The 19,682-nt window shown below is 61.8% G+C and carries 18 protein-coding genes; 13 read left to right on the plus strand and 5 right to left on the minus strand.

Translation table 11 applies throughout. The annotated features are described in order from the left end of the window. Positions 1-75: 75 nt before the first annotated feature. On the minus strand, positions 76-390 hold the full coding sequence (locus tag NMG70_RS25130) for a YMGG-like glycine zipper-containing protein (RefSeq protein WP_254027020.1): 315 nt from the start codon (positions 388-390) through the stop codon (positions 76-78). Between the two features lie 325 nt (positions 391-715). Here NMG70_RS25130 and NMG70_RS25135 point away from each other — a divergent pair, with 325 nt between their 5' ends. From NMG70_RS25135 to NMG70_RS25190, 12 genes are all read left to right on the plus strand, one after another. Next, a complete protein-coding gene (locus NMG70_RS25135) occupies positions 716-1,624 on the plus strand; it encodes a hypothetical protein (protein WP_254027021.1) in 909 nt (302 codons plus the stop codon). Between the two features lie 179 nt (positions 1,625-1,803). Then, the gene (locus tag NMG70_RS25140) at positions 1,804-2,793 is read left to right on the plus strand and encodes a Coat protein (protein WP_254027022.1); all 990 of its coding nucleotides are present in this window, start codon (positions 1,804-1,806) and stop codon (positions 2,791-2,793) included. A 358-nt stretch (positions 2,794-3,151) separates the two neighbouring features. Then, positions 3,152-3,397: a hypothetical protein gene (locus NMG70_RS25145; RefSeq protein WP_254027023.1), complete on the plus strand. Its 246-nt coding sequence runs from the start codon at positions 3,152-3,154 to the stop codon at positions 3,395-3,397. A gap of 168 nt (positions 3,398-3,565) precedes the next feature. Next, positions 3,566-4,168 carry a phage connector family protein gene (locus NMG70_RS25150; RefSeq protein ID WP_254027024.1) on the plus strand — a complete coding sequence of 201 codons (603 nt, stop codon included), beginning with the start codon at positions 3,566-3,568 and terminating at the stop codon, positions 4,166-4,168. Next, on the plus strand, positions 4,168-6,609 hold the full coding sequence (locus tag NMG70_RS25155) for a phage tail protein (protein WP_254027025.1): 2,442 nt from the start codon (positions 4,168-4,170) through the stop codon (positions 6,607-6,609). Before NMG70_RS25150 ends, NMG70_RS25155 begins: the two co-directional genes overlap by 1 nt. A 228-nt stretch (positions 6,610-6,837) precedes the next feature. Continuing rightward, the gene (locus NMG70_RS25160; RefSeq protein ID WP_254027026.1) at positions 6,838-7,281 is read left to right on the plus strand and encodes a hypothetical protein; all 444 of its coding nucleotides are present in this window, start codon (positions 6,838-6,840) and stop codon (positions 7,279-7,281) included. Between the two features lie 2 nt (positions 7,282-7,283). After that, positions 7,284-7,769 (plus strand): hypothetical protein, encoded by a 486-nt coding sequence (locus tag NMG70_RS25165; RefSeq protein ID WP_254027027.1) that lies wholly within the window; start codon positions 7,284-7,286, stop codon positions 7,767-7,769. Next, on the plus strand, positions 7,769-8,650 hold the full coding sequence (locus NMG70_RS25170) for a hypothetical protein (RefSeq protein ID WP_254027028.1): 882 nt from the start codon (positions 7,769-7,771) through the stop codon (positions 8,648-8,650). The genes NMG70_RS25165 and NMG70_RS25170 overlap by 1 nt, the downstream gene beginning before the upstream one ends. Before the next feature lie 182 nt (positions 8,651-8,832). Continuing rightward, the gene (locus NMG70_RS25175) at positions 8,833-9,012 is read left to right on the plus strand and encodes a hypothetical protein (RefSeq protein ID WP_254027029.1); all 180 of its coding nucleotides are present in this window, start codon (positions 8,833-8,835) and stop codon (positions 9,010-9,012) included. Positions 9,013-9,198: 186 nt separating this feature from the next. Then, a complete protein-coding gene (locus NMG70_RS25180) occupies positions 9,199-9,564 on the plus strand; it encodes a VanZ family protein (RefSeq protein WP_254027030.1) in 366 nt (121 codons plus the stop codon). 394 nt (positions 9,565-9,958) lie between these two features. Beyond that, positions 9,959-12,691 (plus strand): SGNH/GDSL hydrolase family protein, encoded by a 2,733-nt coding sequence (locus NMG70_RS25185; protein WP_254027031.1) that lies wholly within the window; start codon positions 9,959-9,961, stop codon positions 12,689-12,691. Between the two features lie 1,809 nt (positions 12,692-14,500). After that, entirely contained in the window at positions 14,501-15,640 is a 1,140-nt protein-coding gene (locus tag NMG70_RS25190) for a MauE/DoxX family redox-associated membrane protein (protein WP_254027032.1), read from the plus strand. A gap of 432 nt (positions 15,641-16,072) precedes the next feature. Here the strand turns inward: NMG70_RS25190 and NMG70_RS25195 are convergent, their stop codons facing one another. The 4 genes from NMG70_RS25195 to NMG70_RS25210 all read right to left on the minus strand — a co-directional run bounded on the left by NMG70_RS25195 (position 16,073) and on the right by NMG70_RS25210 (position 18,630). Then, a complete protein-coding gene (locus NMG70_RS25195; RefSeq protein ID WP_254027033.1) occupies positions 16,073-16,753 on the minus strand; it encodes an SGNH/GDSL hydrolase family protein in 681 nt (226 codons plus the stop codon). Positions 16,754-16,776: 23 nt separating this feature from the next. Further along, positions 16,777-17,325: a hypothetical protein gene (locus NMG70_RS25200; protein WP_254027034.1), complete on the minus strand. Its 549-nt coding sequence runs from the start codon at positions 17,323-17,325 to the stop codon at positions 16,777-16,779. Between the two features lie 401 nt (positions 17,326-17,726). Further along, on the minus strand, positions 17,727-17,906 hold the full coding sequence (locus NMG70_RS25205) for a hypothetical protein (RefSeq protein ID WP_254027035.1): 180 nt from the start codon (positions 17,904-17,906) through the stop codon (positions 17,727-17,729). Positions 17,907-18,048: 142 nt separating this feature from the next. Next, complete coding sequence (locus NMG70_RS25210) at positions 18,049-18,630, minus strand: hypothetical protein (protein ID WP_254027036.1); 582 nt, start codon at positions 18,628-18,630, stop codon at positions 18,049-18,051. Between the two features lie 163 nt (positions 18,631-18,793). On the opposite strand from NMG70_RS25210, the gene NMG70_RS25215 reads away from it, so the two are divergent. Next, on the plus strand, positions 18,794-19,591 hold the full coding sequence (locus NMG70_RS25215) for an N-acetylmuramidase family protein (RefSeq protein ID WP_254027037.1): 798 nt from the start codon (positions 18,794-18,796) through the stop codon (positions 19,589-19,591). Positions 19,592-19,682: the final 91 nt, after the last annotated feature.

The raw sequence follows: 19,682 nt of genomic DNA on the forward strand, positions 1-19,682 counted from the left end.
GTTGGGGAGGGGTCCGGCAGGACAGAGGGGGGCGCTGTCCCGCCGGCCTTGCCATGATTTGCAATTCGCTACGTCTCAATAATCGCCGCGGTAGTAGCGGTCGTCGCAAGGTGCGGTGTAGATGCGGCCATAGCGGTCCTGATAGCGGCAAAGCTGTTCACCGCGCCGCTGAGGCGTCGTCGCGCTGCCGACGACCGCCCCCAGCAGGGCGCCGCTGGCTGCGCCGATAACCGTGCTCTTGGTGTCGCGGCCGATCGCCTGGCCGACGAGAGCGCCGCCAGCGCCGCCGACCAGAGCGCCGGTGGTCGCCCGCTGCTGGCCTTCGGTCTGCGCACATCCTGCCAGCGCGGCAGTCACAAGCAGGGCGGCAATGGCTTTGTACATGGTCATCGTCTGATACTCCGTTGAAGCCTATGAACTAATACACTGGCTGGTTTTGCCAAGTGTTTGCCAAGTGCGGTTGCATTGCGGCGGAACCGCGGCAACCGCTTTTCACGAAATGAGACATGGTTTCTTTCGTCTTGACGGTGCGTGCCTCCGACTCTGAAAGATCGTACTCGAACAAGACGATAGGGTCAGGTTCTGTCAAAAAGAATCAGGCTGCGGCCGCAACGGTTCCGCCCGGGTCCAGCCGAGCCCTCAAATCCAATAACACGCCTGGCTGAACTGGCCAGTGCTCGTTTCCATTTGCAAACAACAAGAAGGAATCTTTCTCATGACAGATCTGGCAGACGCCGGGTCCGTGGTGGCGTTGCCACCGGCGGGCAACCTTGCAGGGCCACCGGCCGCCGGGGACAATGGGTCCGCCCCGCCGGCTGCAGAAAGTTGGTTTGACGGTCTTTCCGAAGGCAACCGCAAGCTCGCTGAAACCAAGGGCTGGACCAGGCCTGAAAGCCTCGATCGGGTTTTCACGTCCTATGCGGAGCTGGAACGGCAGCAGGGCGAAAGCCTGCGCATTCCCGCGGCGGACGCAGCTGCGGAAGACTGGGACAGGTTCCATGCCCGGTTGCCTGAGGTGATGCGCCCGCTGACTTCGCCCGACAAGGTCGAGTACAGGCGCCCCGACGGGCTTCCCGAAGGCTTCGCCTATTCGGACGAGCTCGCCAACGCGTCCAAGGCGTGGGCGGTCGAGGCCGGCGCCACGCCGAAGGTGGCGCAGGCCTATCACGACCGCTTCGTCGGCTACATGGCCGAGCAGGCCAAGGCGCAGCAGATCGCCCTTGCCCGTTCGGTCGAGGCCACTCACGACGACCTGGTCCGGGATTGGGGACCGACCGACAGCGACGGCTTTCGTAGGAGATTGGAGGTCGCCAACCGGGCGATGAAGAAGCTCGGCCTGGTCGATGCCTACAAGGCGAAGGGCATCCTCCTGCCTGACGGGGCCTTGACCGATCCGCAGATCGCCAAGGCGTTCCACGCCGTCGGCGAGGCGATGTTCAGGGAAGACACGATCGACGGCGGCGCGGCCCTGAGCGGAGGCAATCCGTTCAAGCGCAACGCCGCCGGCGAACGCAACCTGACCGATATCTCGGCCCTCGTCAGAAGCGACCCCGTCCGCGCCCGGCGGCTGGCACACGAGGCCGGCGAAAACCCCGATCTATGGATACCGAACAACCCCCTCTAGCCCGTTTGGAAACTCTACTCTGGCGGCCATCTGGCGGCGTTTTCTGCGCTTCCGGTGCTCACGGACCGCAAGTCCGCTGCGCTCCGGTTCTCGAAACCACCCACCATATGACTCGCCAGAGCGAGTTTCGAAACGGTCTTTGAGCGATGCCGCCCATCAACCCCTGAAGGAAAGACAAAATGGCAGACGCCTATACCCGTATCGCGGACGCGATCGTTCCGTCGGTCTACGCACAATACTCGTTCGAGGAGCACGTCCAGTCGCTCGAGATCTATCAGGCCGGGATCCTGTTTTCCGACCCGGCCATCGCCTCGAAGCTCCCCATGGGCGGGCGTTCCGTCGACATGCCAGGCTGGAAGGATCTCGGCAACGACCCGTCCGAGCCGGTCAACGACGACCCGGCCGACTCGATCGAGATGAAGAAGATCGGCGCGCGCCGCGAGGTCGCCGCCCGCAATGTCCGCGCCCAGGCCTGGGGCATTCCGGACCTGACCTCGATCCTGGCCGGCGACGACCCGCAGAAGCTGATCGTGCGCCGCCAGACCGACTACTGGCAGCGTGCCAACAAGCTGACGCTGCTCGGCATCCTGAAAGGGGTGCTGGCCGACAACGTCGCCAATGATGCCGGCGACCTCGTCCGCATCACCGGCGCCTCGATCGTCGACGCCGACATCATCGAGGCCGCCTATCTGATGGGCGACCGCGCCGACAAGTTCAAGACGATCTGGATGCACTCCAAGCAGATGAAGGCGCTGAAGCTCGCCGACCTCATCGACTATGTGCCGCCGTCCGAGCAAGGCGGGCCGCTGATCCCCTACTATATGGGGCTGCGGGCCGTCATCGACGACGACATCCCGGTCGCAGGGGGCGTCTACACGGCGTTCATGTTCAAGGACAAGGCGATCCTGTGGAACGAGCTGCCGGTCAATACCGAAGGCGGGCCGCTGGAGTTCGACCGCAAGCCGCGCCAGGGCCATGGCGGCGGCGTCACCGAAATGGTCGCCCGTCGCCACTTCGTTCCGCATGTGCCCGGCACCCGCTTCCTTGACGCGTCGACGGCCGGCGAATTCGCCACCGACGCCGAACTGGCGCTGGCGGCGAACTGGGACCGCACGGCGTCGAGCGTCAAGCACATGACGTTCATTGCGCTGAAGACGACCGAAGCCTGAGAGACCGTTTGGAAATTCTACTCTGGCGGCCATCTGATGGCGTTTTCTGCGCTTACCTACAGCGCCGCGCGTCCTTTGGACGCGCAAAGGACGCTGTAGCACTTTTGGTTTTGCGCATGATCCTTTCCGAAAATCTTCCGATTTTCGGGGCATGCGCGTGCTCACGGACCAAATGTCCGCTGCGCGCCGGTTCTCGAAACCACCACCATATGACTCGCCAGAGCGAATTTCGAAACGGTCTCTACACCGAGGTGACATGAGAGCGTCTGGCGGCCGCTTGTTGCACGTTGGTCGATCGCCGCCACCAAACTGTTACACAAGAGGACGATGCTGCCTTGTCGTGGCAAGGGAGGGAACCATGGATATGACATACAAGGCAGTTCAGGACGTGCTCCGAAAAGCGGGCATTGTCATTAGCAAAAAGGGCGAAGTTCACCGCATAAACTTCTTCAGCGGTCTGGAAAACACCGCCTACTACACGACAAGTCTCGGGGAAGCCCGGGACAGGGGCTTGGCGATGGCGCAAGGCGCCGGAAGGTTGCCGGCAGTCGCTGTTGCCAAGTCGCGCGGCACAGGGCGGCCGACGAGCGCACAGTCGGGCTGACGCCGCAGGATGTCATCGCCGCGTTGCGCGGCGATGGCGATATTGTGAATCTGCATATTATCAGGTGGCGCACGCTGCCAGTTTCTTTTCGGTCGCGACGGAACGCGACCTCCCACAATCCCACCATGCCCTGCTTTTCCCGATCCACACAGATGGAGGCCTAAAACCATGGCCATCACCCCGCTCGACATCGCCAACATGGCACTTGGCGTCCTCGACGAGGCGCCGATCGACAGCCTTGATCAGGACGTCAAACCGGCCCGCCTGCTCAACCTGCATTTCGACCTGACGCGCGAGGCGGAGCTGACGAAACATGCCTGGGTGTTCGCAATCCTGGCGGCCGCCGTCGCCGGGTCCGGTACCGGCAGTGGCGCGGGCACGCTGAACTTTGCCTATGAATTGCCCGTGGACTGCCTGCGGGTTTTGCCGCTGACCCACAATGGCGAGCCGGATGGCGTGCCGATCGCGTGGCGCCAGGAAGCCGGCTTGATCTATTGCGACCGGTCGGGGCCGCTGATCATCCGCTACGTCGCCAACCTCACCGATCCGAACGATTGGGACGCGACGTTCACCGAAGTGCTGGTTGCAGCGCTTGCCGCCAAGATCGCGCTGCCGCTGACCCACAAGGCGGGCATGATCGACATCGCCCGCGGCGCCTATGACCGGGCGCTGGACGCGGCGTTCCACGCCGACGCCATCCAGCGTGGCGGCAGGTTTTCAACGTCGTCCTGGGCGATCCAGCGCGGTGACAACCGGTTCTGGCGCGCCTGATGCCGACGCTCTATCCCATCCAGGACACCTTCGTCCGTGGCGAGATCAGTCCGCGATTGCACGCGCGCGCCTCGCTCGACCTTTACCGCGCGGCACTCTCCCGCTGCGAAAACTTCGTCACCTTGCCGCATGGCGGTATCCGCAAGCGCGGCGGGTCGTACTTTTGCGCGGAGGTCAAGGATTCGTCGAAGAAGACGCGCGGCATCCCGTTCATCTTCTCGGCAGATCAGGCCTACATACTTGAATTCGGCGATCTCTACATCCGCGTCCATGCCTATGGCGCCCGCGTCGGCTCGGTGGAAGTGGTCACCCCCTATCTCGAAGCCGATCTGTTCGACCTGCAATTCGTCCAGTCCGCCGACCAGATGTGGATCACTCACAAAAACTACCTGCCGCAGGTTCTCACCCGCACGGCGCACACCACCTGGACGTTGGCCGAGTTCGTCTTTCTCGACGGCCCCTATGACGACATCAACACAAGCGCGACGACACTGACGCCTGCCGAAAGCGGAGCCGTCCATCCCCAAATGACCAGCGATACGCTGCCAACCGGGACCGCTGCTGCAACCGCCGGCACCGCCTTTCACGTGTTCGACCGTGACAATGGAACAAACCTCACCTTTGGCGCAACCACCGGCGACGTGTCCTATGATTTTGCAGGCGCCACGACCAAGGTCTGCGACGCTTATTGGATAAGGGCGAGAGCAAGCGGCAATCCTCGGGCAGCGGTCGCCTGGGATTTCCAGGGCTTTGACGGCATCGACTGGATCTCGCTTGACAGCCGAACGGCGGAAACCGGCTGGTCGCGCGGCGAGGTGCGGTTTTATGGATTCCAGAACGAGACCGCCTATCAGTCCTATCGGCTGAATATTTCGGGATCGGAGGACGACAGCAACCTGGACATCGCCGAAATGGGCTGGCACGAAAACGGCGACAGCCAGACGTCGTTCGACCTCACGGCATCCTCGATCGTTGGCATCAATGACGGCACCGGCTTCCAGACCAGCGATGTCGGCCGGACCATTCGTTTGCTCGGCTCGGATGCTGTCTGGCGCTGGGCGCGCATCACCAGCCGCAGCAGCGCGACCGTGGTCAAAGTCAGGCTGTATGGGCATGCGCTGCCCAATCTCAGGCCGATCGCCCGCTGGCGCCTCGGCACCTTCGTCCCCGGCAAGTACGTCGAAAGCGGTTCGCTGTACGAGGAGCGGCTGGCCTTCAGCCGAAAATTCTCCGTCTACGCATCCGCAACCGGCGACTTCGACAATTTCGCCACCGGCGAGGAGGACGACGCCGCGCTGGAGTTCGTCCAGGCCGGCGGCGGCCAGGCCAACGATATCAGCTGGATTGCCGAATCCGACGGGGCGCTGATCATTGGCACACTTGGCGGCATCCGGGCGCTGTCCGGCTCGGGCATCGACGAAGCGCTGACGCCGTCATCGTTCAAAAACCGCCGCTCGCGCACCTTCGGCTGCGCGCCGCTTCGCCCCGTCGACGCGGGGCAATCGTTCCTGTTCGTCACAAGGTCGCGCAAATCGATCGCGGAACTGACCCAGAGCGCGGCTGGAAAATTCACCTCGGAGGATGTCGGCCAGGTTTCCGAGCATATCCCGAAGAAGGGTGTCGTCGAACTGGCGTTCCAGACCGATCCCGATCCGGTGTTGTGGTTCCCGCTGGATAATGGCGAACTTGGCGGCTACACCCACCAGCCTTCGCAGGAAGTCCGCGGCATGCACCGTCATCGCATCGCCGGGTCTTTCTCAGGTTCAGCATGGGGCACGGTCGAAAGCGCGGTGGTGACGCCGGGGCAGGACGGCAATGACGATCTGTGGCTGATCGTCAAGCGCACGATCGGCGGCGCCACCAGGCGCACCATTGAAATCAAGTCGGTGCCGTTCGAATATGGCGAGATTGCCGACGCGTTCGAAGTCGATTGTGGTTTGACTTACGATGGTGTGGCCACAGCCACGGTCACCGGGCTTGATCATCTCGAAGGCGAGACCGTCGACGCCCTGGCTGATGGCGTGGTCTATCATGACCTCACCGTGGCCGCTGGGGCTGTTTCCTTGCCCGGTGGTGCGACCGCTGCCAAATGGCAGGTGGGCCTGCCCTATGAGGCCGGAGCAGATACGCTGGAGCTTGATGTCGGCGGCAGGGACGGGTCGATCGTCGGGCGCCGCAAGAAGGTCTCAAAGGTCATTCTTTCGCTGTTTGAGACGGACACCACAGGGCTGGAGATTACGTCGATGCAGCGCGGCCGGTGGGAGCCGGTTCGTATTCCCTCGGTCGTCACCCCTGACAGCTCGGCAAACCTGTTCACCGGCAATGTCGAGGTGCCGATCGATGATAGCTGGGAAGGGCAGGGGCGGGTGAGAATTCACCACACCAACCCGACGCCGTGCACCATCCGGGCGTTCACGCCGGTGTTTGATGCGGAGGTGTAGACGCTCACACCAAACGTAGCGCCCACCCCCCTCTGTCCTGCCGGACATCTCCCCCTCAAGGGAGGAGATCGGCAGTTTCAATGCCCCGCCTTCTCTCCAACGCTGGAGACTGGCGAAAGCCGTTGCGCCATCCAATCTCCCCCCTTGAGGGGGAGATGGCCGGCAGGCCAGAGGGGGGTGCTGCCCCGCCGGCCTTGGTTGTTTCTGTCTCCCAAAAAGGACCCTCCCGTGACCTCAATCCCCCATGACAAGCGCCGCGCCGCCGCGCAAAGTGACGCCTGCGTCGATATCGCGGCACTCGTCGACGAGATCAGGGCCAACGCCGCTGCCCTCGACGAGCGCTGGTGCATGGCGCACTGGCTGATCGAGCAGCTGCGCCAGCAATTGTTCGACGCCGATGCCTTGCGCCGGGCCGTCGCCACCGCCAACAGCCAGTTCGACGCCGCCGGCGTTGCCAACCTGAAAATCAACCTGGCCGCGATCCGGCGCGCTGCCATGACCGGGCGGCGAGCCGCAGCCCCGGCTCGTCTCAGCGCGGCAGCGATCCAGGCCGACAGACTGCTTCTGTCCCTGCTCAGCCCCGGCGGCGCGCTCGACCCGCGACCGGCGCTTGGCGCGCCGGTCGGAGGCATCGCGGGTCGATATTCGCTGCGTGGCCGAGGCCGCGGCTGACCATGTGCACACTTGCCCTTATCGGCCTTTCGGTCGGCGGCGCGCTGATCGAAGGCCAGCAGTCGCGGCAGATGGCCGAATATCAGGCCAGAGCCTATGAGCAGCAGGCGCGGGCCCACGCGCAAGCCGCCGCCTTCGAGCAGGACCAGGAACGCCACAAGCAGGATCTGGTGCTGTCGGAGGCGCGCGCCCGGGCCGGCGCCTCGGGCGTCGCCCTATCAGGCTCGCCGACCGAGGTGCTCGCCGCCAATGCAAGGCAGGGCCAGCTCGACATCAAGGCGATCCAGTACGGCTCGCAGCTGCGCCAGAACAACTTGACCACGCAAGCCGCGATCTCGCGCTTTTCCGGCAGGCAGGCGGTGACTGCCTCGATCTTCAGGGCAGGCGGCAATCTCGTGTCAGGCCTTTCCGGGCTGTACGACCCCAGCAAGGCGGTGACGTTCGGCAAGAGCGCCTTTCCGCCGGCGCCGGGCGGAGGGCTTTACTGATGGCGACCATCCCCCTCCAACTCGCCCAGCGCCGGCTCGATACCGGCAGCGTGGTTTCATATCCCAACAGCTCGCCGGTCGGCGCCGCGATGCAGGGCTTTGGCGACGAGCTCTCGGCCGTCGCCGAGCGTTTCCGGCAGCAGAAACAGCAGCAGGATGCGTTCGACGCCGAGGTCATCGGCCGCGAGTTGAACGGGCAGATTGCCCAGGCCGAGAAAGAAGCGATCCAGAATGCGCCGGCCGACGGTCGCGGCCTGCATGACAGCATGTATGGCCAAGTTGATCCGCGCACCGACGGCGTCATCAAGCCCGGCCTGTTCGACAAGATCTTCGACAGCACCGTGCCGAAAGTGCCGGAGAGCGAACGCGCCAACTTCATCAGGAAAAAAGAGGCTCTAAGGCTGGCCGGCTCGGCGCGCATGGCCGCACAGCAATATGCGCGCCGCCAGGACTATGAACAGGCCGAATGGTCCAAGGCGCAGGACGCCTACACAAAAGTCATCGCGCAGAGCGACCCGGACGACACCGCAGCGTTCGAGGCGATCAGGCAGAGCGGGTTCGGCTTCATCGCCAGGATGGGCAACCCGGTGGCCCGGCAGCTGGCCGAAACCGGCTGGCGCAGCAACACGGCAAAAGCGCTCGCACAGGCGATGATCGCCCAGGATCCGGGCCGCGCTGTTGAACTGCTTGGCGCCGCGGCTGCCGCGAAGGCCACCGACGGCGCGATCGACGGTGAAACCACCGGCGCCAAGGACGGCACCGATCTGTCGGCGAAAAACCCGAATTGGTCCGCTTCGGGCGATGACCGCCTTGCTGATCTCAGGCCCGACGATAGGGTTGCGCTCGCCTGGCAGGCCGGCGCCTCGGTGGCGCAAAACTGATGTCCTCAACCAGGCGGCCGGGCTGGATTTTCTCGTTACCTGCCCCTGTTGCGTTGGCCGCAGGCTTTTTCATGGGAAAACCCAAGGTTCCTGAAGTCTCCGCTGGCAATGCACGCACGTATGTGGTCGTTATCCAGGGGCGATAAGAGACCGATCGGAAACTCTACTCTGGCGGCCATCTGATGGCGTTTTCTGCGCTTCCGGTGCTCACGGACCAGCGCATGACCCCGGAAACCGATTTCGGTTTCCCGGAAAGGATCATGCGCAAATGCAAAGTGTTAGAGCGTCCTTTGCGCGTCCAATTGGACGCGCAGCGCTCTAATGTCCGCTGCGCGCCGGTTCTCGAAACCACCACCATATGACTCGCCAGAGCGAATTTCGAAACAGTCTCTAAGAGCGACGGCGGCCTTTCTTACGACACAGGCTTGTGGTTCTGGATTTGAAATTCCCAAACGGTGATGCGATCATTGGAACGGAAATCCACCTGGCCCGTCCAGGCTATCAGATGAAGGACTGAACCCACCTTGTTGCGCTTAGAATCTTATCCGATGCTGGCAAGGATCGTTTTTCCGGTCACGTTGGCCGGCGTTCTCCTGCTCACTCTTCTGCCGGCGCGGTTCTTGCCGGATCTCGGCACGGCCGTCACGCTTTACGATGACAAGTTGCATCACGCCATCGCCTTTGCCGTGCTGGCGGCATTGGGCAGCCTCGGCTGGCCGGAACACAAGGCAAAGCTGATTTTTGTCCTCGCCTTTACCGGCGCGGCGATCGAGGTTCTTCAGGGCTCGCAACTGATAGGGCGCGATCTGGACGGGTTGGACTGGGTTGCCGACTGCGCCGGCATGGCGTTCGGGCTGACAATCGCCGGCTGGACAAAGAGGCGCGTTGTCGGGCGCGTCGGCGGATTGCCATAGGCCGTCATCCCAGGGCGGAGCAAGGAGCGAAGCGACGCGGCGCAGACTAGCATCAGCCGAAGAATGCAGCGGCTCAGGATAAAATGCTGTGATCCTTGGCGCCCCCCTCTGTCCTGCCGGACATCTCCCCCACTTGGGGGGAGATCGGCAGCTTCGGAGGGGCGCCTCGCTCCGCCATCAAAAGGTTCTGCACCGTCGTGACGCTCCGAGGTGACGGAATGGATCCCAGGGTCTGCGCCGCGTCGCTCCTTGCTCCGCACTGGGATGACGAAGGCGCGGGGGGTTACGCCCAACCGCAGATGTGCCATGGACCGCGCGTCTCGTAAGCGCACGCTGAAATCATAGAGCACTTTCAAGCCTCGCTTTCGCGGGGCTTTTTTCATGGAGAAGCCTGATGGCTCGACCTGCGACTGCCGCCGTTCGACTTCTGACCGGCGAACGCGAACCCGTGCGCCTGGCGACCACGGCCAACATCCTGCTTCATGGCCTGCAGGCCATCGACAGCGTGCCGTGCGAGGTCGGCGACCGCGTGCTGGTCAAGGACCAGGCCGACCAGAGACAGAACGGCATCTACACGGTGAGCGAGGGCCAATGGTTTCGCGCCGCCGACGCCCGCACCGCCCGCACCTTGCAGAAGGGAACGACGGTCCACACCCAGGTCGGTTCGGTCAATGCCGGTCGGGTGTTTGAGTTTAGCGCCGACGAGCCGGTGGTGGGCAGCGATGCCATCACCATTGGCCCGTTCGTGCCGCCCGACATTGCGGAGGTGGTCGAGGATGTCCAATCGCTGCGCGACGCAACGCAGATGCTGAAGGATGCCACCGAGGCCAGTGCCGGCCAGGCCGCCGACAGCGCTGCCAGCTCTGTCGCGAATGCCGGACAAACCGCCGCCGATGTCGTCACCACCGCGGCCAACCTGGCCAGCGCGCAGGCGGCGCGCGACGCGTCGCTGTATGGCAAGGGCATTTTCCCGACGACGACGGCGGCGATGGGTTTTGGTATCGTCGGTAGCGGTGCGATCACGGCGGGCGCCGGTGGCGCCAACGGCACCTTCGATTTGGCGTTTACCGGCGGCGCCGGTTCGGGCGCGGCCGGCCGCTTCGTCGTCGCGGGCGGCGCACTGTCGCAGATCCTGATTACTGCGCCCGGCTCCTACACGGTCGCGCCAAACTTCAGCTTCGCGGCATCGGCTGGGCTGGCTGGCGCTGCCGCTTCCGTCATCCTCGGCACGAATGCGGCTGTCGGCGAATATTTCTGGACCGAAATTTCGACCGGCGTGCTTGGCCTCTACAACGTGACAGCCGGCCCGGCTGCGACTGATACCGGCATCAGGGCGGCAACGTCCGCACTGCTTTCGAGCATCGATACTATAGCGATGCTTGAAGGGCTGAGCGTGCTCACCGCCAAGCTCACGGAGGCGGCTGGGTCTGTTAGTCCATCCGTCTATCGGTCCTACTCTTTTGTGGCCGGCGACACGATTGAACATGTCGTCGTTGCGAGGGCGGCGGAACGCGGTTCCCTTCAGCTTATCCATGCCGCTGCTGGTGCGGCTTACACGGCCAACTTCGATCTCGAACAAGGCGTCGTCGCAAGCAGCTCCGGGGCGAACATCGTGAGCGCCTCCATCACGGATCTAGGCTCCGGATGGTATGAGTGCAAGGCCGTCGTTCTGGTCGCGGCGAACGTTACGAACAACGTGCAAGCCCGCATGTCGGCCTCTGGTGCCCTGCCATACGCAGCTGATGGCGTGAGCGGCATGTATATCCGCAGCATCGTGCTGCGCAAACAGGGCCTGACTGCTAACCTGTTCCCGAGCAGCCACCCGGCCAATGCTGCCTTCACCAAACAGAGCGTCACGGTCACCAGCACGACCAGCCCGAACGAGCCGGCTCTGGTCTCTCTCCCTCCGATTGTCGATGACCTCGACGTGCTCGTCAGAGGCCGGATGACGGCATCGAAGGTCGTTGAGCCGGCTGTTTCGGGAAGTCCCTCTATCTATCAGGCGAAATCTGTCGTCCTCGGCGATCTCATTGTCTGGGAGGTAATCGCCAAGAGGGCCGAACGAAAGCGCCTAAATCTGTTTTCGAACAGTGCTGCGTTGATCGACTGCACGTTCGATCTGGAACTTGGAACGGTTGCGCAGGCGGGGGCGGCTGTCACCGGCTCAAGCTGTATTGCCCTCGGCAATGGCTGGTTTAGGTGCCGGGTCCAGGCGAACGCTTCGGCCTCGGCGTCTTCGAACTGGCAACACCGCATTTTCAAAGATACAGGGACGCATCCTTACGTCGGCGACGGGGTGTCCGGCCTCTATATTCAGCGATCATCTTTCAGCCTCAACGGAGGGGCGAACATTCTCGGATCCGCCGAGAACCTTTCCTCTGTTGGGTGGACTAAGAGCGCTGGCCTGACTGTCGTGGCCGACGCCGCCCTTTATCTCGGCCTGGTGGCCGACCCGACCGCCATTGGCCGCGATCCATACGATGACGGTTCGGCGGCGCTTGTCGGGAAAAAGTGGGCGGCGCTCGGCTCCAGCATCACAATCGGTGCCTACTATGCGCCATTGCTCGCCGAACAGACTGGCATGATACTCACCAATCTTGGGGTCAGTGGCTCGGCGTTGGGGCTGAGTACAACGGCCTATCCTAGCCATGGCATGTCCAACAGAATCGTCGACATTCCGGTCGACACGGAGCTCGTAACCCTAGAGCCCGGCCCGAATGCCTTCGGTGCGCAAGAGACGCCGCTGGGCGCGTTCGGCGACACGACCTATGCCACCCACTACGGATCGTTGTGGGCGGCTTGCGTCGCCATTCGGGCTCGGGCGCCTAATGCCAAGATCGTGATGATTGGAACGTTCAGCGGCGGTCCCGGCCATGCGACCCATCGAATTGGTCGCGTCAATGGCCAAGGCAACACGATGGACCAATTTTTCGAGGCCGAGCGCTATGTGGCACATGCTCTCGGCATCCCGTTCATCGACATTTCCCAGAGCGGCATGGGCTACCTCATGTCGACACTGTACATGTCGGACGAGCTACACCCGAATGCTGCCGGCAGTCTGCGCCATGCCACATACGACGCCGAATGCCTGCGTGAGATGGCGCGGAGGGGCCTGTTCGGTGCCTAGTGGTGAAAGTCTGACACTTGGTACTGGTAGACGGCAAGAATCGACCCTTCCATGCCCTTCCTTCTGGGCAGCGCTACGACAATTCGTGACCCTGAGCCGGCCTCGAACCATGTGGCCGTGTAAGGCAGAATCGGGTGGTTTCCTGCCTTACGTCTCGTCGACCCGAACGGCAAGTAGCGCCATCTCCTGACGTTGGTGCTGGACGCAGAGAACGTCGCGATCGCATCCGGTCACAAGGGGGGATGGGTCCGTGAACAATGCGCAATTGACTTCTGCCCTAGGCGGTGCGGTAATCAGTCAGTAGGTAGAGTGTTGCGGGAGGTGGAATGGACATCCCGCCATTTGATGATTTGAGCCGCCTCGCTGCCCGCGGTGAGCTCTCGAAGTCGCTCGTGAAGGTTTTAGCAGTCGGTCTGCAGGGTCTGTTTGCAGCGCTCGGGACTAAAGCACATGCACAGGCAGCACCGTTGCCATGCGACTTGACGACCCTGAACGGGTGCCTGACGCAAGCTCAAACACGCGCGCAATCGAACTTTGTGGCCTGCATGGCGCTCTGCCAGACGTTGACTGATCCGGTCAGGATGTCGCAGGAATGCTCAGCATGCGCCGGAACCTTTGCCGAGGTATTGAGCAGCGCGATACGCCAGTGCCACAGCAGCGCTTGCGGAGGTCGCAACGAATACTGTCCGGCCGGCTTCAATAGTCGCCCGGGTGCGATCCTCCCAGGCGTTTGTTGTCCGCTTGGAAGCCGTTACTCCTTCAACGCATCTCAAGGGTGGGGATGCCACGCTGGCTGCGGGTTCTTCTGCGCCTCACCGTTGGTGCTTGATCAGGAGTTTTGCGTGTGCGTGTGCGACCCAGGACGAGGTGTATGTCCGTGAGAGTCATGAACGTCGGGATGATTGATCCGGAGGAGCCATAGTGAGGGCCCAGCGCTTCGATGATCTCTGCCGCGTTCTAGCCGTCCCCGCGTCCAGAAGGCGCGTGATGGAAGGACTGGTTTGGACGCTAGGAGGCGGTGCTGCCCTGTGGCTCGTCGGACCGGGCACACGGCCCGCGTTCGCGCAAGCGGCTGCATGCAGGGACGGCGCTGCCGTTCTCTGCAGCCAGCGCGTCTGGCAAAATGTGACGCTTGAAATCATCAAAATATGCGCATTCTCGGTCATCACAGGTCCTTATACCCCCGTGGCCTTCAACTTGTGCATACTGGGCTTTCTGGGAAAGGCGTGGTTAGACGATAAGAGGTGTCGCGAAGATGAGTGCTTGCAAAACGGAGGCTACGGAGGGGAGTGTCTCTCCGATTCTACCAGGCCGGCCCCAACAGACGGGAGCGAGAAAACGGGCACTTGCTGTCCCGCCGGTATGCGCGCCTCCGGCGGTGTGTGCTATCCACCTTGCCCAGCCTGTCAGGAAGGCGACGGTCCTAATTGCAAGCCTTGCGGTCAGTGCAAGACTTGTCGCGGCGGATTGTTAGGCGAGTTGGCTGGCACAACTGCGTGCCTCAGCGTCGACAAAAATGGCATCGCTTGGAAAATCTGTGGGGCGACTTGTTGTCCTGCAGGGAATTATTGCTGCAACAACACATCGTGTTGCACCGATCCATCGAAATGCTGCGGGTCCCTTATCAAGTGTATGGACGCCAATGAACAATGCTGCGGCGGGGGCACCTGTGATGCAAGCTACACGTGTTGCGAGACCGGCATCTGCTGCAACACAAAGGCAGGGTTTGAATGTGCTGTCGGCAGTAACGGGCTACCGTATTGTGATTGAGGCGGCATATTTCGTATCTCGGTACTATGGAGTGCCTGAATGGAGGTGGCATTACTCGTCGCGCGCCTGTTCCTCGCGGCCGTCTTCGCTGTGGCCGCACTTGCAAAGCTCGCCGATTTTCCCGGGACTGCGAAGAGCGTGGCCGCCTTTGGAGTGCCGCAGGTGTTCATCGCTCCGGTCGCTCTTGCGCTGCCACTAGCCGAGCTAATAACGGCCGGGCTTCTCGTACCCGTTACGACGGCTTGGTGGGGCGCGCTGAGCGCCCTTTCTCTGCTCGTCGTCTTCATGGCCGTAATAGCCGCCAACCTCGTGCTGGGGCACAGGCCCGACTGTCACTGCTTCGGCCAGCTCCACTCTGAACCGGTCGGTTGGAGCACCTTGGCTCGCAACGGGGTCCTGGCGGCAATCGCCGGCCTCATGGTCTGGCAGGGAAGGCACCACTCGGCCCCCAGTATCGTGGACCGGCTCGCCGCGCTTTCGACAACGCAGGTCGTACTCCTTACCGCTGGGCTGGCAATGGCGACTGCCATGGCCGTGCAAGGATGGTTCCTTTTCCAGCTGCTGCGACAACATGGGAGGTTGCTGCTGCGCATAGATGCGCTGGAGAGCGTGCTTACCAGAGCCGGTGTCGGACTCTTGCCTATGCAGCCGACGCGCCAACCGCCGGCTGGCCGCGCGCCGACGGGCTTACTCATGGACGCGCCCGCGCCGGCGTTTCGGATACAGAACTTGAGTGGCGAAATCGCAACTCTCGACGATCTGCTGGCAAGCGGTAAACCGGTGGCACTCACATTTGTAGATCCGGGATGCGGCCCGTGCGTTGCGCTAGTTCCGGAAATTACACGGCTCGGGTTCGAGTTCGATTTCGTGGCTATGGTGCTGATTAGCCGCGGCTCATCTGCCGAGAATCGCGAAAAGTTCGGCGGCCATCCCCAAATACCAGTATTGCTGCAGAAGGATCGCGAGGTGGCCACGGCGTACAAGGTCTATGGGACGCCGACAACGGTGGTGGTTCGGTCCAATGGATCCATCGGAAGCGCCCCGGCAGTGGGGGCTTCGGCGATTATGGAGTTGCTTTCAAGCACAGCCCCGCCGATGGCGGCCGCAGCCATTCCGGTCGAGAGGGTGGGGGACGGCCTTTCACGCGACGCGAACAGGGATGCCGCAGCCAGTCCTTGACTAGGTCCACGCTTGTCAGAAGATGCGCACAGTGGCGGGGCATGCTGAGCCCCTTCCGAGATCCACGCAGCTGGCGTCGGGAGCAGCCGATGCGCCGCAAGGCGCCGATGATTTGCGGGCCGCACTTACCAAAGATCACCACGTATCTGAGGTTCCCGGGTTTGGTTGCTCACACTCAGATGATGGCGATCAACGGAACCCAGAGCAATTACGGGACAGGTAAAGCAAAGCCAAGCGAGTGATGCAGGCGGGTGTTTGGTTCGAGTTCCGAATCCCTACTTACGCCGATCGCCTTGAACGTCGCTGAGCGTCGACAGCCGCGGTCCGGCCGAGTGCCGTGAACGACCGCTTGTGGCGCTAGCTTCACATTCCGGGAGTCAGCTCAGACGGCAAGATTCCACCCAACCTTGCCGTTCCGAGGGATGCCAAGCGTCAGGCTTTCACTAGCGAGGCTGCGCCACCATCGCAATTGCCTCCTCCACCAGCGGATTCACAATAAAGGTAGCCGGCAGGCGAGAGGTGGACGCCGTCCCGGAACCCATCATCATAGGGAACGCCGGCCTGCGACATCGCTGTCTCAAATTGCGAGGCAATGTCGAGGATTTGCGCGTTTTTGACGCTTCGTATTTCCTTGTTTTGCAGCGCGATTAGGTCTCGATTGAAGCGAGGCACTAAGGTTCCGGCCGATGCTATTTCGGTGATCGTCAGCAGCACCAGCGGCCTATCCCCTACGGAGTGGGCCAAGGCGTCCAATGCCGATCGGAAGTAACGCTGGCGCGAGCCGAGGTCGTCGCCTTCGCTTGTCTGAGCGTCGTTGACACCGATGCTGACGACCGCACCCGCGACTTTGTTCCACAAGAAAGCGCCCTTGATCCGACTTATAGCAGCCAAAACGTCAGCAATTCGTGAGCCGCCATAAGCGCCTCTTGCGACACTTGGATTCCCGATACCGGCCTGCGACGCCTCGATCAGACTGTCGCCCAGAAGCAAAAGTTTTTGCGAACTAGCTCTTTTCAGGGCATCAAGAAGCTCGGCCTCGCGGTCCGCTCTGGATGTTCCCAGAATTTTGCGCAATGTCAGTCTGGATTTTGAGACAACTTTCCCGAATGTCATGCACGCGCTCCCCGAACGGCTGCTTAGACCTGGACGAATGGCATATGCTTGACAGCGTCCCACTGCTGTTCCGGTGTGGTATCTGACCACTTTCCCCTCAGCACGGACGGCTTCCATGCTGCCTTCGGATCAAGTGACCCGGTTTTGGTGAAAAACGCATTGATCCCACCATCAGAAACTGCCGCTAGGCTGTAGCCATGCGCACCGCAGAGCTTTGCCAGTGCCGCCAGCGAAGCGCCATGATACCATCCACTCGCATGCTTCTTTGTACGATCAAACGCAGGGTCATATACGGTAGAAATCGATCGGTCCAAAAAGCTCGGATTGTATTCGATCGAGATAACGGACGGTTCGATGTCTAGAAGCTTCTCAAGAAACCAGTAGTCGTTGCCGTCAATGTCTATCGATAGCACCCCCAGCTTTGGGAAAGCTGTTCGAATGAAGTCCAGATTATTCAAATCGAGGAAACGTTCCTCGATACGAATACTCGCCGGAAGCACCGCTCGCGCGTCTGCTATCTGGCGGCTGTTCCCGTCGATCAGCAATCCCTGAAACGAGCCTATCAACGCCATCAGCCCAACCCCCATTGTGCAGCGCAGCAACTAGAGAGCTTCCGTGGCGTAAAGTTCAACAACCGGTCATTGACCATTTCTGGGACTGTTTCCAGGAAAGGCCCGGGCGCAGGCTCGGGATCATCGTTTTGGCGGACGATCCGACTTGCTGCTCGGCCACCAGACGATGAAGTAGCTCCGACCCGCCAGACCGGGACTTGGCGCTTCTGCTCGCGGCGGCGCAGCTCGTCCTTTTTCTTGATCTTCAGTGTCCCGCCCGGAAGCCTGATCCTTAATGTCACGCGCCCTCCCGCACCTGTGTCCCATAGGGTATGAACGGTTCCTGGCAGCAGTCTCATCCCGGCTAAGCGATTTCGGTTCAGGTGGCAGGACGGATCGAGCTTCTCAAGCGGTCAATACGATCACTTGAAGAAATCCGCCATGCCCTGGATGGCCAGGAACGCATAGAGGATCGGCCCGGCGACCAGCCCGCAATAGAGGCACAGGATCGCTGCCAGCGCTACAAGCAGGGGCTTGTCGCGGCCGACCGCGCACAGCTCGGCCTTCACCGTCCAGCGCGCCGTTTCTTCGTCTTGCGACATGGGCAATCCCCGCTCTCCCCCTTGGGCTCATTTCACACAATCGCCTGCAAACATCAACCTGTCCGCGAGGGCGGAAAAAACTACCATGACCACTCTTGACCATCACGTGGGGAGCAGACCGGCAAGTTGGACCGACACTTTGTCAATGCTCAGCCTGCGTCGCGCGAGCTAAAGTTGCCTCGATCTCCCAAGCGATCTGCCGCATCGACGCATAGTGTGGCCCAAAAGGAATGTCCTCTCGGCGCCCGTCGTCAGCATGGACGATGAAAAAACCGCCTTTATGCTCGGAAGCAAATCCTCGATAGATTGGATCAACGGAGCTATCAAAATGAGCACCTCCGTCTTGGTCGCGCAAGGACAGCACGAGTGTTCTTCTCGTTAAGATATCATTGTTTTGTGCACGGAGGATCGGCTGCTCCCACCAAAGTGGGAATGAAAAGGCCCTACACTCCAAAGTCGGATACATAGTACAAAGCGGCACATACTCGGCGCTTGATTGGGTAGGCACCAGTACCGCCAGTGGAAATTCGGGCGCAAAGTTCCCCTGTTTAAGTGCACCTGCTGAGCTAACGAACTCGAGATGCTCCTTCATCCCCATCTGAGTGAACATGGATACTGCTCGGGCCTTGTCATGGACAAGAATATAGACGCATGCCGCAAGCCTTTTGGCTTCCCACTTTAATCCTTCGTCATAGGCTTTGGCGGACGTGCGAAGCGCTTCCATCTGCTCTCCGAACGCTTCAGCGATCGCCGCCTTAGTTCGAGAACTCACGGCATTCGCTCCCGTGTCATTGGCCGCCTAATAAGCCGGCCCCCACCTTCAGCCACCGATCCTAACCACATTCGAAAACCAAACAACTGCCCGCGAGGGCGGAAAGGACAAGACCATGGACCTTACGTTCAAAGGCGCCGCCAGGCGCCTGGACGATCTCGATCTTCCAAAACTTGGCGCCAGGATCGGCGTCGGCGAGGACGAGATCCACGCCTTCCTCGATGTCGAAACCAGCGGGCATGGCTTCGATGCTCATGGCCGGCCGATCATCCTGTTCGAGCCGCATGTGTTTTTCCGCAACCTGTCGGGGGCGAAGCGGGCGCAAGCTGTCGCGGCCGGCCTTGCCTATGCCAGGTGGGGCGAAAAGCCTTATCCCCGGGACAGCTACCCGCGCCTGAAAGCCGCCTGCGCCATCGACGAGACGGCGGCGCTCAGATCGGCGTCGTGGGGCCTCGGCCAGGTGCTCGGCGAGAATTTCAAGGCGGCCGGCTTCCTCACCGTGCAGGCCATGGTCGAAGCCATGATGGAGGACGAGGCGCTGCAACTGGCGGCGGCGGTCAATTTCATCGCCGCCAACCGGCTCGACGACAAATTGCGCAAGCATGATTGGGCCGGCTTTGCCAAGGGCTACAACGGCGCATCCTACAGGAAGAACGCCTACGATATCAGGCTTGCCGAGGCGTTCCGCAAATGGTCCGGGATCAAGGACACGCCGGCCGCTGCCCCGGCGCAGCCTCCAGCGCCTGTACCAATCCCGCAGGCTCCGCAACCGGACTTTCTTGCGCCTTCAGGGTCAAAGCACGGGCCGGGCGAGGCTGGAGTGCGGCCCGGACCGTTGCCCGGATTCTGGGCCGCAGTCCTGGCTCCGTTGGTCACCGCAATCCTCTCCTTGTTTCGAAAGGTAAAGCCATGACGTGGTTCAATACCAATGCCGCGCACAATGTGATCAATGTGCTGATCCTGCTGCTCACCGGCCTGGTCGGCTTCGACTGGACGCTGTTCGG

Origin of the sequence: Mesorhizobium ventifaucium (assembly GCF_935822925.1) — a bacterium.
Lineage (GTDB): Bacteria > Pseudomonadota > Alphaproteobacteria > Rhizobiales > Rhizobiaceae > Mesorhizobium > Mesorhizobium ventifaucium.